This window comes from Microcoleus sp. AT8-A3, assembly GCF_036705675.1.
In the GTDB taxonomy this organism is placed as follows: Bacteria; Cyanobacteriota; Cyanobacteriia; order Cyanobacteriales; family Microcoleaceae; genus Microcoleus.
Map to the genome: position 1 here is coordinate 53,460 of NZ_JAUBVD010000024.1, position 15,084 is coordinate 68,543.

12 protein-coding genes are annotated in these 15,084 nt (G+C 47.6%); 3 read left to right on the forward strand and 9 right to left on the reverse strand.

Annotated elements, in window-relative coordinates; genetic code table 11:
- Window positions 1-54: 54 nt before the first annotated feature.
- The 6 genes from QUB51_RS15935 to hflX all read right to left on the reverse strand — a co-directional run bounded on the left by QUB51_RS15935 (window position 55) and on the right by hflX (window position 8,701).
- Entirely contained in the window at window positions 55-636 is a 582-nt protein-coding gene (locus tag QUB51_RS15935) for a hypothetical protein (RefSeq protein WP_333209775.1), read from the reverse strand.
- A 166-nt stretch (window positions 637-802) separates the two neighbouring features.
- Complete coding sequence (locus QUB51_RS15940) at window positions 803-2,617, reverse strand: CHAT domain-containing protein (RefSeq protein WP_333209773.1); 1,815 nt, start codon at window positions 2,615-2,617, stop codon at window positions 803-805.
- 474 nt (window positions 2,618-3,091) lie between these two features.
- Window positions 3,092-4,231, reverse strand: a complete 1,140-nt coding sequence (locus QUB51_RS15945) for a Gfo/Idh/MocA family oxidoreductase (RefSeq protein WP_333056700.1) — start codon at window positions 4,229-4,231, stop codon at window positions 3,092-3,094.
- A 160-nt stretch (window positions 4,232-4,391) separates the two neighbouring features.
- A complete protein-coding gene (gshB, locus tag QUB51_RS15950) occupies window positions 4,392-5,372 on the reverse strand; it encodes a glutathione synthase (protein WP_333056699.1) in 981 nt (326 codons plus the stop codon).
- A gap of 67 nt (window positions 5,373-5,439) precedes the next feature.
- The gene (gene grxC / locus QUB51_RS15955) at window positions 5,440-5,703 is read right to left on the reverse strand and encodes a glutaredoxin 3 (protein ID WP_333056698.1); all 264 of its coding nucleotides are present in this window, start codon (window positions 5,701-5,703) and stop codon (window positions 5,440-5,442) included.
- Window positions 5,704-7,060: 1,357 nt separating this feature from the next.
- Window positions 7,061-8,701, reverse strand: coding sequence for a GTPase HflX (gene hflX, locus QUB51_RS15960; protein ID WP_333056756.1), 1,641 nt, complete (start codon window positions 8,699-8,701; stop codon window positions 7,061-7,063).
- A 4-nt stretch (window positions 8,702-8,705) separates the two neighbouring features.
- Between hflX and QUB51_RS15965 the strand changes: the two genes are divergently transcribed.
- The 3 genes from QUB51_RS15965 (at window position 8,706) to QUB51_RS15975 (ending at window position 10,132) form a co-directional block, all read left to right on the forward strand.
- Window positions 8,706-8,831 carry a hypothetical protein gene (locus QUB51_RS15965; protein ID WP_263053573.1) on the forward strand — a complete coding sequence of 42 codons (126 nt, stop codon included), beginning with the start codon at window positions 8,706-8,708 and terminating at the stop codon, window positions 8,829-8,831.
- A gap of 511 nt (window positions 8,832-9,342) precedes the next feature.
- Window positions 9,343-9,555, forward strand: a complete 213-nt coding sequence (locus QUB51_RS15970; RefSeq protein WP_333056696.1) for a chlorophyll a/b-binding protein — start codon at window positions 9,343-9,345, stop codon at window positions 9,553-9,555.
- Between the two features lie 298 nt (window positions 9,556-9,853).
- Window positions 9,854-10,132, forward strand: coding sequence for a Photosystem I reaction center subunit PsaK (locus QUB51_RS15975; protein WP_333056695.1), 279 nt, complete (start codon window positions 9,854-9,856; stop codon window positions 10,130-10,132).
- 156 nt (window positions 10,133-10,288) lie between these two features.
- Here the strand turns inward: QUB51_RS15975 and QUB51_RS15980 are convergent, their stop codons facing one another.
- The 3 genes from QUB51_RS15980 to QUB51_RS15990 form a co-directional block, all read right to left on the reverse strand.
- A complete protein-coding gene (locus tag QUB51_RS15980) occupies window positions 10,289-10,837 on the reverse strand; it encodes a DUF1349 domain-containing protein (protein ID WP_333231412.1) in 549 nt (182 codons plus the stop codon).
- A gap of 6 nt (window positions 10,838-10,843) precedes the next feature.
- Window positions 10,844-11,614 carry a CPBP family intramembrane glutamic endopeptidase gene (locus QUB51_RS15985; RefSeq protein ID WP_333209767.1) on the reverse strand — a complete coding sequence of 257 codons (771 nt, stop codon included), beginning with the start codon at window positions 11,612-11,614 and terminating at the stop codon, window positions 10,844-10,846.
- Between the two features lie 286 nt (window positions 11,615-11,900).
- Window positions 11,901-14,774 (reverse strand): zinc-dependent metalloprotease, encoded by a 2,874-nt coding sequence (locus QUB51_RS15990; RefSeq protein ID WP_333259073.1) that lies wholly within the window; start codon window positions 14,772-14,774, stop codon window positions 11,901-11,903.
- Between the last annotated feature and the right edge of the window lie 310 nt (window positions 14,775-15,084).

Genomic DNA, 15,084 nt, shown 5'->3' on the forward strand with positions numbered 1-15,084 from the left:
ATTAATTTAAAAAAATTACCGCGATCGCAGCACAAAAATTTAGCCATCCAAAAACTAATCAGCAATTTCTAATTGCGAGATTGCATAGCGGGCGACAGCCAAACTAACTCTGGCTTGTTCTATTTCCGACAATTGGGCCCAAGGTCTTTTAGTAGCCATCACTAATTCTCCCCCTTCCGAATCCACATCTCGCATGGCATAAGCCAAAGGACGTGCCAACACCTGCAAATCTTCCTCAGCCCACTGAGGCAAAATATCTAAGACGCACTCTACCATTTGGTCAGCTAAAGATTGATACTTAACAGTGGCGTTTTGCACGCTTTGAGCGATGCTGGCCAGAAAATCTTGAGGAACGCGAGCAAATTTCTCGCGCAAAGACTTTTGCAGAGAAGTCGTCAGCCAAACTTGTTCTAATTGCGAGAATAAAACTTGGGACTTCAGGGCAATATCGCTGTCGCTGAATGAATCAGATAGCGCAAATTCCTGCTCTAGGGCAGTTAAATAAGATTCCGATTCAAGCTGTGCAGGATTCCAGGGGTAAGCAACATCAGTCTGAACAATTGTGGCGAGAAGTTCCATCTGGGCCTGAGTTTGAGAATCGCGAAAATATTCAGAATCAGTAGATTGGGTAGCCATGATGTAATACCTAAGTGGGAAAAGGAAAAGACAGAGGGGGGACTGTGCCAAGAGCTAGTGCCGAGCTATCAGTGGTGAGTAACTCTCTTAAATTCAGACTGGAGACTTAACGCCTAGAACTTTGCTGTGCTACTCGCCGCTTGTCTTCATTAGCTACACCCGCACCTTAATTCGTTCCGCAATCAGTCTCACTGTAGCCCGAAGTTTTAGGAACCTCAATAGTGAACTCAAAAATCTGACCTTGAGAACTGCCAAATTTTAGCTGAGTCCCGCTGCGTAGCAGCAATTCTTGGTGGTGAACTCTCTGCCATCCCTCAGAGCCCAAAACTAGAGTCCCGTAGCGAGAAAAATCGCGCAGGAAGTAGCTAGGTTCTTCCCGGCTATCTCCGATCGTGTTTCGGCAGAAAATCTCGGCGTGTTTTTGAGAAACCCACTGTTCTCGAATCACTACGTCGTTTTCTTCCCAGCGTCCGACTCGAACCATACCTGCGCGAATGGGCCAAACCTGATTGCTCGAGTCGGTGGATTTGCCATTGGGTCGATCGCGCCCCCGCAAATAAGCACAAGACGGCAACCGTCCCAGCCAAGTAGAAGAATTTAAAGGCAACTCAGTTTTCAGGTCATCTACCGGCTCAGTTAGCTGACCGTCAAACTCAGGGTGCATATACAGCACAGGCAGCGTCCAAGCCGGTTGATTGAACTTGTAGAGCGTCAGTAACTGCTGTCTGGCGACGGCGACTGCCCGATCGATCGACATCCGTCCGGCCAAAGCTTGGGCAAAAGTTTGGATAAAACTCAGGGCCTCGCGATCGGCGATCGAGTCCCGCATCCCCAACACCGCAGGCACCCCGTGATGGATCAGTACCTCAGCCAAACTGCTGCGGGCGATCGCCTGTTGCTGGCCGTTAGTTGAGTGCCACCTCTCCACCGCCGGCTGAGCTCCCCAGCAGGCATTAAACACCGCCAGAGTCACGCGGCACCGAACTAATACTTGAGCCAGTTCAGTGCCATTAATCGCCGTTTCCGGCCCCAAAAACAGCAAACCGCCGTCGGGGCCCGGTATCCCGTGGCCGGCGTAAAACAGAATGTTGTAAGTTTGCGTTTCCAGCCGAGAAATGAGTTCCGCCGCAGTAGGTTCGATCAGAGTATCGACGCGAGTCGGAACGCTGATGTCAAAATATTTGCCGCTGTCGTCGGTTTGAAAAGCACTTTCCAGAATGCCAGCTAGGGCGAGTGCTTCTTCTCCCAACTGCAAATGACCGTTATTACTGTTGGAAAATTGAGAATTAGCACCGCCGCCTGGTTCTGCTTGTCCCAAAACTAGCAAAATGTTGAGCGACTCCGCAGGATGCAGGGGTGGCAAAGGTTCAACATTGCTGGTAGTGCGGCTAAAAAGCAATTGCTGCGACAGAGAAATTGCTGGTTGACCAGCTTGAGGCTGCATAATTTCCCAAGGTAAAGCAATTAAATACGGTTCGCGCAAGTCTACGCGCACTCGCAGGGGTAGATTTTGCCCGATCGCGATACCTTTACTTTCCTGCAGACTACCCTGAATCGGCCCTTCAAACAGCCACTGCCAAAGATTAATCCCCAAATGCTGCATCAGGCGACTGCTGTAGCTTGCCGGTGGCCGAGGCGGATGCTGATCCCCCTTGTCGCCCCACCCCCCTTGACCGAGGTGGAGGGGCACAGAGGGCGTCGGTATTCGTTGTTCAGTTTCTGCCAGTATATTCTGGTTGTTTTCTGGCGAGACCAAACTGCCATCAGGATTTAGGGGCAATTCGTGAATTGTCCCGGAGGGCGAAAACATTTCCTGCCAAGCTTTCCAAGATTGGGAGAGGGTATCGGGCCACATACAGTCGTGGTGAACGTACCCGCTGGGATAAGGAGCTTGTAGAACCCAAGTGGCAAAATGGTTTGCCCCAGCGGTTCTCAGGCGAGCGATCGCTATACTGAGGCAAGGACTTTCAGGGCGCGCCATTCACAAAAAAGCTCGGTAAGTGGGAAGCTCAGAGACTTTAGTCCTGAGAGGAAAACGACCCGGCGATTTCAATCGCTTTGAATCCCCTTGCGGGGTAGAGGGGTATGGTTGCCCCTCTGGTGAGGTATGGTTGCCTCGATCTCCCTTGCGGGGTAATGTTAGCTTCGCCAATGTTATAGAGGCTTGCGCCGGCTGGCAGCACTGCCGAGCGTGACTTTAAGGCTGTTTAACTACTAGCGACAGAGCAAGGGACTAGCTTCGCATCAAGCGGGTGTCGTGACCTAAATAACGTAGCCAGTTAAGGCGATAGCTGGTCAGTACAGCTTGCTCGATCGCTCTTACAAGCGAGCGTGGCTTTAGCCCGCTCGTTACTGACAACTACCGACTCTTGATATAGGGTGGGATTGAGTTTCTCTATTTGTAGTTTATCGGGTTTGGGGTGCGATCGAGTGCGAGAGATTGCTTTGGGAGTTTTTACTTAGTGCCCAAAAATTTATCAATACTCGGTAAATCTACCCAAGTCCCCGTAGCATTCGACTCCTGGGTCAAATCCATCAACAACTGCGAGTAAACCCCTTCTCTGAGGGACGGTATCAAGGATTTACCTGCATCTATTGCTTCAACCCACCTATCTACTACTCGAATAAACGGTGCAATTCTCCCGTCTGGATAAACTTGAGGAAACTCCAATCTTTGAGGAATTTTGATTTCAGCTAAAGGTTCTCCACCTTGGGAACCCCACAAGCGAAATCCGTGGACGTAATCTTGCTGGTTGTCGCTTCCCAACACCAACGTACCCTTACTCCCGTATATTTCCACCCAGTGTCCCCGCCCTTGATACGTAACAGAACTCAAACAAACTTGGCAAGGCGTTCCCCCAGCTAATTCCAACATCAACGTGCAAGAATCATCTGCATCAACTAATTTTAATTTTCCCGAATCATTCGGATCTGGCCGCCGCGAAATTCCTGTAATCAATTGCCCAGAAAGCCTCTGTGGCGGGCCGAACAGCCAGCTAATATAATCAAAAACGTGAGAACCAGTCGCGCCCAAAACTCCGCCGCCTCGCTCTTTTTGCGCGTACCAATTCCAGGGGCGACTCGCATCAGCGCGGCTCGATACCAGCCAATCAATCTTAATTAAACGCTTTTCTCCCACATATTCTGCTGCCAATAGTTCTGCTAGCATTTGCCATGCGGGGATGAAGCGAAACTCAAAGTCCATTGTGGCAATTGCTCTCGAACCACCATTTTTAAAATCGGTTTGAGATTCGTTGTTTGCCAATCGGTAAAGTTCCCTGGCTTCATTTGCTGTCAGGGCTGTGGGTTTTTCTAATAATAAATGCTTGCCTGCTTCCAAGACGGTTTTTGCCATTTCATAATGCAAAAAGGGCGGTGTGGAAATGCTGACTCCCGCCACTTCTGGGATGGCTACTATATCGGCGATCGAGTCGCAAGCGTAGGGGATATTGTGGGTAGAGGCGAGATCCTTTGCTTTGTCTAAATTCCGGTGATAAACAGCCACAACCTCTGTCCGGTGATGGGCCTGGAATCCGGGAATGTGTACTTTTTGACCAAAACCGGTACCGACTACTGCAACGCCAATTTTTGACATAATTTAATAATTGGGAATTGGGAATTGGGAACTTGTGCTGCCCTGCGACTTCGTTCATGAACCGCGTAACCGAAGTATTAGGTATTGGTAGCAACTAACTAATAACTAATAACTTCAAAATCAGAAGGAACGCTCGATAATTAATCCGTGTATCCGTGTCCTAATCCGTGTCGTGCTTTCCTTCTTCCTTCTCCACCCATTCAATTACTTGTTTCCCCAAATTAACGCCCTCAAACAAGTCAATTTCTCTGATCCCTGTAGGGCTGGTGACATTAACTTCTGTGAGATAACCGCCAATGATATCAATGCCGACAAAGTACAGTCCGTCCCGTTGCAGCACTGGTTCTAACTGAGTGCAAATTTCCAGTTCGCGATCGGTAATTTCGGTTTTTGCGACTCGGCCGCCGACGGCCATGTTGCCGCGAAATTCATTGCCCGTGGGAATGCGGTTGATAGCACCGATCGGCTTGCCGTTTAACAATATAATCCGCTTGTCTCCCTCTTTGGCTTCCGGCAGATAAGTCTGAACCATCACTGGAATTTGCCCTTGTTGAGTGCTAATTTCGACCAGGGAGTTAAGATTGCGATCGTCCGCTTCCAAAAACAAAATCCCCTCGCCAGCTTTGCCGCCCAAGGGTTTAAGAACTGCTGCTCCTTTTTTCTCAACAAATTGCCGAATTACCTGCTTGTTTTGAGAAACAATTGTCTCAGGAATCGCTCCCTCAAATTGCAAAGCATACATCTTTTCATTCGCCGCCCGCAATCCTTTGGGACTGTTAACTACCAAAGTTTTAGCCGGATCGATGCCATCTAGAAGGTAAGTAGCGTAAAGGTAAGGAATGTTGACTGGGGGATCTGTCCGCATAAATACAGCGTCCATTGCTTCCAGAGGCTGCAAAGTAGGATGTTCTACCTGGTACCAAGCCTCAGCCGCCTCCCAGCGTCCCTCTACCACTTTTACTGGGGTGAGGGCTACCCGACTGAGCATTGCCCAGGTTTTGCCGCCGATGACGCTTAATTCGTTGGCTTGAGTCGCCCAGACTTCGTGACCCAACTCTTGAGCTGCCTCCATCAGCGCTACGCTGGTATCGTGTCCTGGAATTAGTCGCGCGAGGGGATCGATGATGAATGCAAATTTCATTGTCAGTTAAAATTAAGAATTGGTCGCCTAAAAATTTGGGCTAATTGAAAATTCCACAGGGAATGCCTCATTTTGCTGCTAGCAGCGGATCTAGCAGGCCTTGAGTATCGAGTTGGTGGATGTCGTCGCAGCCGCCTATGTGTTGGTCGTTAATAAATATCTGGGGCAGGGTGCGACCTCCGTGGGCTCGATCGCTCATTTGATCCCGTGCCGCTTCATCTCCGTCGATCGCGTACTCTGTGAAATCAACCCCTTTTCGTTTCAGCAGTGCTTTGGCACGAATGCAAAACGGGCAGGTTCTCCAAGTGTAAATTTCTACTTTAGGGGTCATGGGACGCTCAAACAATAACAATATTTTTTAATTTTAATCTTAACCCTAGTGCGGACTTTTTTTACTTCCTAGGCTGAAACCCTCGATTTTTCGTTGGTAGCAAACTTGCCTAGGAGCCTTGAAACCCTTATTATACGGTGGGTTCTCAAAAACTGTGCGAAGCATTGATCTTAACCAATCTTATTTTAATTTTTATATTTTAATTTTTATTATATATAGCAACCTTATCTGTTGCACCGGAGGTTATTCATTGCTAAAACCCTTGCAGGGAAGTGCATTTGCCTTCTTCCTTTTTTTTACCCTGATTGAAGTCGCTATCGCTTTCTTCCTTCAACATCCGGCTTTATTTGCAGCGCACAAGCTAGGTGTCAAGTTATTTTTTATACAACTTTTTATTTTTTATATAAATTTAAGTAAACAAATATCCTCGCTTAAAAAAAACGGAGACATTTTAAAGGCAAACAGGTTGGTCATCAGCCTGCCTAGCGCTGCGGACCAACCTGATTGTTTCGCTTTCTGCAGGAACATATCATACCTGCACCTGTCAGTAGGACTGCGATCGCAGTACCCGGTTCCGGAATAGAAGTTGCATTTCTCGAAGGTGTAGTTCTGTATATTTGGGATAAACGGGGCTGGGTCGCCAATGGGCTCTCCGATGCCGTTGGGGTGGGTGCCGGCGGGGGGGCACAGGCAGTAGAATAATTTCCCGGACCGCAGACATCTACTGCAGCTGCCGGAGGGGCGGCAGCTAGATAGTAAAACGCTGTTGCCATTGTGGCAGAGAGTCCAATTGCTAGTTTTGCCAGTGGCGTACACATAACTATTTAGTTAAACAGTGGTAAAATCGAAAAATAGAAATAGTCCTAGAGATTAGCGCTGTACGACGGGCAAGGATTTTAGAGTTCTTACAATCAATCTTACAATCAATTTACAATCAATAAGATGTATTCTCTCGCGGATGTCTGTAAAAGATAGTATAGCGCTTGAGGTAAGTGCCCAAACACTTTAATAAAATTATTCTCTTTTACCTTGACATCCCGTACCGTGGTTTGCACAGAGGTTTGCACAGACAGGTAGTTTGCACAGAGTTAACCAACAGTTAAGCAACAGTTAAGCAACATCTTTTTGCTACCTCTGAACCAACAGCCCTTACAGCCATTAACAAAGAGTCTTTTTACCTTGACCGCGGCCTCCGGGAATTAATTATTTAACCGCTCGCCAAATAGAGCTGCTGTATTGTACTTTGCCATGCACAATCTGACTACTCTTTTATCATCTCATATTTCGACTAAATCTGTCCTCAGTATATGTACGTATATTCCCCCATGTCAACTATTCAAAAGGAATATTTAAGTATTTACCGAGGGTAGAGGGCGTATTGAATGAGCTGAGCTAGTCTGTCGCGGAGAGTTTCCATCCCCAAACCTTTGGCGGCCGAAATAAATACTGCTTGAGGAAATTCTTCTCGGGCGAGGGCGAGAGTCTCTCCATCTACGGCATCTATTTTGTTAAAGACTACAAGGGCTGGGCCCGGAGTTACGGGCATATCTGTCAAAATATTCATGACCGATCGAATTTGGCTCTGCCACGCGGGATGGGAGAGATCGACGAGGTGCAGCAAAGCATCGGCGTCAGTGACTTCTTCGAGGGTAGCCCGGAAAGCGTCGATCAAGGCGGGAGGCAGTTCGCGAATAAAGCCCACTGTATCTGTGAGGACGATCGATAGCGGTTCCCTAGTGACAGTGCCAGGAATGGTCAACCGTCGAGTTGTGGGGTCGAGGGTGGCAAATAACTGGTCGGCGGCATAGACTTCGGAATTTGTGAGCAGGTTGAGCAGAGTAGATTTACCGGCGTTAGTGTAGCCAACGATCGCCACTGAGGGTACATCGTGATGATGGCGGTTCTGCCGCAGCCGGAAGCGGTGCGCCAGCAGTTGATTTACTTCTTGTTGCAATCGAGAAATGCGTTTGGCGATCGTCCGCCGTTCTGTTTCTAGCTTGGTTTCCCCAGGGCCTCTGGTACCGATGCCACCACCCTGTCTCGACATTGCCTGACCGCGACCTCTGAGCCGGGGCAGGGCATACTCTAGCTGAGCGAGTTCGACTTGTAGTTTACCCTCGCTCGATCGAGCTCTTTGGGCAAAGATGTCGAGAATTACCTCTGTTCGATCGACAACGCGAAGACCTATCTGAGTTTCCAAGTTACGTATTTGTGCGGGTGCCAGGTCGCGATCGAATACCACGAGGTTAGCGCTAATCGTCTGAGCGGTCAGGGAAATTTCCTGAACTTTGCCTTCGCCGACCACTGTCTGCGGATGGGGGCGCGATCGTTTTTGGCGCACTGTTTGCAGAACCTGACCGCCGGCGCTTTCAACCAGCCGCGTGATTTCTGCCAGCCCGTCCTCAAACTCCAACTGAGTCATGTGCTGAGTCATTACACCTACCAACAGCACTTTGTCTTGGTCTGCATCGACCTCCCCCGCGACAAACTCTGCTTCAAACTCTGCTTCGAGTCCTTCCACCAAATCCAGAAAGTCTTGGTCAGCGAGTTCTTCCAAATTCAGAGGTTCTGATATTTTCCAGGGAAAGTGTGGAGTTTGAATGAGTGACTTGGGAATTGAAGGCTCTTCTATTTCATCAGTTGAATCTGGTTCTAACTGAGCGCTCAAAACAGAGAACTCAAAATTGGGCTGATCTCCCTGGGGTACCAGGTGAGCGAGATAAGTTTCTTGGATGTAACCAGTCGCACCACCGCCCCGGCGCTGAAATCCTCCCCCCGTCAGTGTCAGCCAAACGAGGGCGTCCAGGCGCTGAATAGCCATTGCTGTGAGGGCTGCTTCGCTTGGGCTTTCTGGCTTTAGGTGGGTAGCGATGCAGCGAATGCCGCTGAGGCGACCTCCCCCATACCGGGGTAATTCTAAGGGTGCAATCTGGGTTTGGCGGGGTGAACCGACGCCGACGCGAATTACTTGTCCGCGGCGGTTGATGTAGGTGCAGATTGGTTTGTCTATTTCCGTGCTGATGGCGGCGACGCGCTGGGCGAATTCTGCAGTGGTAATGCGATCGCCCGGTAGTCGCTGGTGGTACAGCTTTTCGAGTTGCTTGAGCTGGCTGGACTTTAAACCTTGAAGATGGCCGTAGATGGTTTCGATAACTGTTTCTCCCGATCGATCTGTTTATCTCCTATTTTAATTAACTCCCGCGCTATGTGTTCGGCTTTTGAGTTTAAATTTACTAAATTTTCTTGCTTCTAGGATTTCGCGGATTCAGTCTGAGCGAGCTCAAAAACGGATACTTGCTTTCCGACAACAGTCGTGAGTCTGCCAAAATTTTAGAGCTTCCAGATTCATCTGTAGAGTAAATCTCAAATCTCAAATCTACTGACGAGTCAAAAGCGCCGTTGTTTGTCGCGGCAGCGCGATCGGGCTTGTCACAGCAGCAATCTCAACTTGCACTTGTATTTAGTATCTACAGATACAGGCGATCGCTGAAAAATCTCGCGAAACAAAACTTAACATTTTTTTTTCCGTTTCCAAATCCTCCTTTAGACTTGTGTGTATCTTGGGCCTAGAGACAGATAGCAAAGCAGAAATTAGGCCGCTACCATGAGAAGCGAAACATTGTTAAGGAATGTAAAAACATGGAAACTCGTCCTACTAACCTGCCTCCTACAGCTAATGCTTACAACGGCAAAGATCGGAATGCCTTCTTGTTTGGCTTCAACCCACAAGCAGAACTTTGGAACGGTCGCTTAGCGATGATCGGTTTCTTAGCTTATTTGCTCTGGGATGCTGCTGGATTTAGCGTTCTGCGCGACATTCTCCACTTTCTGCCTACCTACATTGCTCAGTAATGAGTAGGTGTGTTTCCTGTCTGGCAGCGTGAGTAAATGCCGCCACTGCCAGACAGGCTAAAAGTTACAAATGGCAGCGAGTATGGTTTTGTCCCTTTGTATCTTTCGTTACTTTTGAATGGCATTAAAAGACTTCTTGCTGTGATTCGACGATTACGGGTGGGGGCGCTGTAGCTGGCGCGGTGAATATTAATAGCAACAGATATTTATGGCGTAAAGGCGATCGCCCCTGCTGTATTTTTGGCAAGAAATCTCATCGAGCATTTCTGATAATTTATGAAAAATAGGAGCATCAACGATGATTAACTCAAATTTACTGGCAGTAGTAGCATCGACAGTGACTGACACAGCATCAGGAGATTGGCAAAAGCCTCTGGTGATGTTTGTTTGCAATATCTTAGCATTGCTAGTTCTCAGCCGCCGAATTTGGTATCCCCACGTCGGGCCGAAAATGCCTTTGCCCTTCCCGTCTTTGTTCAACAATGTTAGCGTACCGGCATTTCTGGCTTGCATGAGCGCAGGTCATTTGCTCGGAGCATTTATGATTTTGACCCTCAACATCGACAAATATTTTTAGAATAAATGGGGTAGCTTTTGTGGTAATTTATTCCTACATTTTTTAGTAGGTTCAAAAGCACCAAAAAAATAGTAGGGGTAAGTGAAAAGCACTCACCCCTAATTTTAATTTTATATATGGAGTGGCGCAGAAATCGTTTTTTTACCATCCACATTATTAGATCAGCTTACTATGCTTAAAGCCTTCAAATTCGACTGCAAAGCCTTCACCTTGGGGAGCCGCACACATTAACCCAACTTGAACGATTGGTGACTCAGTTAGATATGCCAGTCGCATCATTGAATAGTCTGACCCATTCAACGAGTATTGCACTTCCACCGTTTCAGCTCGGCGCTTTACCCGCAGCCACAGGGAAACAGGCGGCACTTCCAGCGGCATAACACACCAATCGGAATAGTCTCGTGTCACAACCGCACTCACGTTTTGCACTCCCTCAACAAACTCAATGCCGCACTTTAGCCAGATATTTTCGCTCTCTCGAATCATCAATCCTGCTTGATCGTAGAGCGATCGATAGCAACCAGTAATTTTGACTTCGGCTGTAAAGTCGCCTGACACTTGACGGTAGTAAAAGTTGCCGTTATCGCGAATAAATCCGTAATGAGTTTGGCGCCAAAAGTCAGTCTTGGCGCCTGCGGTAACGTGGATAACATCGTTATCCTCATGCCATTGTAAAGGTTCGTTGTACCATTGCATTGTTTGCATCTCTTGCTAACTTCCTCCAATTCCGTGCAGTACCAAATCCGCCAAAAAATGAGATAACATTGCGTATTCTAATCCCCAACGCCAGTAAAGAAAACCAAAGGGAATTCCTAAGAGGGCATTGAGTGTAATGGTGCGGATAACGACGATCGGGGTTAATGCCCAGACATTCGCAGCCGCAGGCAAATGACCCACACCAAACAATATTGCAGCCGCCACAATTGCCAGCCAAAAAATCAATGTAGAGGGTTGCGGTTTGTCTCGCTCAAAAATCTTCCAAAGTAGCCACGCAATCAATGTCATACCGAACAGTCGCAGCAAGAGTTCTTCGGTGATGCCTCCGTAGAAGGAAGCTAATATGCGTTTCCACAGGTCAATTTCGAGCGTTGTTGGAGTTGCCATTGGCGGCATCCAAGGTTGGAAAGCTAAACTCAATCCAATTAAGACGATGCCACCGATGCAGCCTACAATTAGCGCTGTGTTAAGGGCAGATTTAGATATTGGCGCGAAAGGCTGTCCGTATACCAAAGCACGAGCTATGGGGGTATCAAGTCCGATCGAGTTACCGAGGCGAAGCCCAATCCAATTCAGGAGAATCAAAAGAAGTCCAGTCTGAAGGGCGGAAGCAATAGCTATAACAGGTAAGGGTGTAGGCAGTTGCGCGACTGCTGGATTCAGAGACAGCGCATAAGGAAATAATGCCAACGCTGCCAGAGTGCCCAGTAAGGCCCAAAACAGCGCCAATCGCAGGTGATGTTTGTTGGAAGTATCTGTAGTCATAATTTTTGATTGCAGATAGAAATACCCAATTAATAAGGATCGCGAATTAAATAACTTACAATTTTAATTGTTATTGTGGGATGGGCTCTTATAGCCCGTCCAAAAAGGACGGGCGGGACGCCCATCCCACTTTCAAGAGTGGAAGTTATTTAGTTCTCATTCCTAAGTCAGGAATTACGCACTTCCACCAAAGAAACCGGGTTTTTTATCGAATCTGGGGGTGGCCACGAAATATTATCGTAAAAAACCCGGTTTCTGGGCCCCCATGCGTAAGCCCTATATAAGATTAATTTGACTGAATTTGCGAATTCAAAACCTTAGAAATTCGATCGCGCGTTTCCTCCAAATGAGCCCGCGTATAAGCATCCGCATTCCGATCCAAATTCCGAATACTCTTGCTCAAACCCTCCCGCAACTGCCGCAACTCGTACCAAGCCAAACTCCGCGCATCCTCTGGAACATTCGTTTTTCGCAGTACCATTCCGATCAAAATTGCTAAATGTTCCCGCTGCAAAGAACGCCGAAAAGTTGAAATTTGCATCTTCTTTTCCGGCTGCAAAACCTCTTGCCAGATATCCTTTTGCACAGTGTTCAACACTTCCGGCAACCTCAAAGCAGTTTCCGGGGCGGATTTTAACTCGGCATCCCGCAGTCTCGCCAAACGCATCGGAGATAGCAAAACCCGCAACACAAACCGCTGCAAAAAAGTAATTCGATCGCCGATCGGGTAATCTAGAGGAAACACCAAAGCCGGACTTCCCCAGTGCTCCCAGCGCGAAGGCGCCAATTTATTCAGCAATTCCGGCGCAAAACTAAACGCATCCGGCGCAAAAACGTACTTTTCAAGGGTTGCTAATGCTTCTCGCTGCACAGAAAGTTCGATCGGCACAAACGGCAACTTCGCATTAGTATCTCCAGGGCGAATCCGACTAAACGACTGTCCCCCCACATACAAAGTAGCATTCATCACCTGCTGAACATAATACCCGAACACCGAATCAAACATCACCCGCAGTTCGTTATAACCATCTCCCCCAACCGGAATTCGCTTTTCCAAACGCTTCCACATCGCCCTAGCATTATCCAATTGCCATTGCGAATACCTCAGCATATTGGCGCTGAGATCAAAGGTATTTGCAGCCGGATCGAGAATATCAAAAGAATCCTCATCCGGCGCGTAAGATAATTGGGGTTCCGCAGCGCGGCTGGCAATTTGTTGCAGCGTGGGTAAGTCGCTGTTCGGGTCCCGGCCGCCAATCACCTTGTAACCATACTCGATCGCCCAATCGTCGTAAGGCCCTACAATCGTTGGAAAATAGTCGCCCTGCACAGTTCCCGGAGGTGCCAAATTAATCGGCACATAATCCATCACCGACGCTACCAAACCTTGCGTGCGAGTTACCTGAGTATTGTGCAAATCCTCCGGTTGCAGCATCGTACTTCCGTGAAAATTGTGCCTCAAACCGAGAGTATGACCGACTTCGTGGGCTGTCAAAAATCGGATATATTCATTCACATAATTGTCAATCGTCCCACTGCTAGGCGCTGCATTTTCCAACAAATCGATCGACATTGCCCCCATCGCAAACTGGCGGTTCGATTCCAACCCAAAACACATATCCGAACTCGACATCAACCGCGATAAAGACGATCGCTTTTGCTCTTGGTATCTTTCTACCAAAGTCGGCAAATCATCAGCAATTCCACCTTGAGCATTTTCCCTGCTGCTTTTTCCTAAATCCCCATTTTCTAGCACATTCAAATAGCGAGAATACATCCCAAACTGACAGGGATTAGTATTAGAACCGTTTCGCCCTTGAAAACTCTTAGAAAGCGATCGATTTTGTTCCACCAAAGACCGATAGCCCTGTTTGATTTCCCGGACAACATTAGCATCCAACAGAATGTCAGCATCCAAAATTTCCCCAGTCAGCGGGTTAGTGCGAGACGGCCCGATGCCGGCAAACTGAGGCTCAAAAGAACTCGACCAGCGGATAGTATTGTAGCGAACATCAGCCGGGTCCCATTTAGCATTGTCCGGCATTTGTTTGACCTGAATTGCCTCAGTAAAACCTGCTTTTTCAAAAGCTTTGTTCCACACCAAAACGCCCTCGCGGATTGCGTTTCGGTATTCGGTAGGCACATTATTTTCAATCCAAAAGACGATCGGCTGAACCGGAGGCGACATCGGCGCTGTCGGGATTTGCTTTTGCAAATGCCAGCGATTGATATAGCGCACAAAAGGCTCCCGGCTATTCTTGTCAGAAAAGTCCTTATATGCTGTGAGGAAATAGCCCACTCGCTCGTCTGCAAGTCTGGGGCGATAGCCGTTATTTAGCGGCACTTCCGAGAAACTATAGTGAATGCGGAGGTTAAAAGCCCGACTGTCAGGAACCGAAGGTAAATAGTTAACTTCACTGTCATTATCGCTAGAAAAACCATAGACAGAAGCAATCTCCACATTCAGCGGAAACGCTTTAACATCTTTAAAAGAAGACTTGTCTGCATCGATCGAGTAAGAAGCGCCCAAAAGCATCGGCAAAATCGCTTTTACCCCTGGCAAATCGCGTTTGTCGCTCATCAGCAAATCGCCTAAATCGATTAGCAGAGTTTGTCTTTGCGGATGAATGCTTTTGAGAGGCAAAGAATAGAGAATCGACTCGCTAAATCCCCGTGCTACCGAACCTGCTTGCGGGTCGCCCGGACTGGTGCGAAAATTTATATTTGGTATCACAAACTGCACGTTATTTTGGACGCGCCGCAGTTGAAACAAGAAATCGCCGATCGGCATTCCGCTCAAAATGCCCGCTTCCCCCAAACCCGATGCCAATGTCACAAAGCATAGGAACTTTTTGTTGAATTGTTCCGGTTTAATTTCCAGATATACTTTATCAGTTGCTTGATTGCGGTAAAGGGTAAATAATCCCTCTAACTTTTTCGCGTCTTTGACAACCTCTTCAAAGGGTGCGAGAGTTTGCTGTTCGCTACTTTGTTCGTTGCTGGGCGGCCCAGATGATAAAGCTACAGGTAAAAAGAAACCTTTATACAAACTGAAACAGAAAAATGCTAAAGATAATATAAAAAATATCAAAGGCAGATTTTTTATAGGATTTTTTATCTGTGTATTTTTGCTATTTTCAGGAAATATCAATCTTTTCATTTTCAGTAATTTAGCCGCAGGAAAGAATAGTTTTGAGATAGTCGCGCCGCACTCGCAATGTTGGGAGCATTTAACATCTTGCACCATTCTCAATTATATCAAGTTCGGTTAATTGCTTATAAGAACCGACCGGGCGGGTTTATGAGATTGTCAATTTTAGGCAATTATTATTGGTGAACCCGCCCCTACAGGAATTATATCTATTTAACCGAACCTGATATTACTTGTTTAGGAACAGGCTTTCCGGCCTGTTCCACAAGAAGAAAACTCACTCTTTGTGGAACGGGTCGAAGAGCCGGTTCTTGACAAT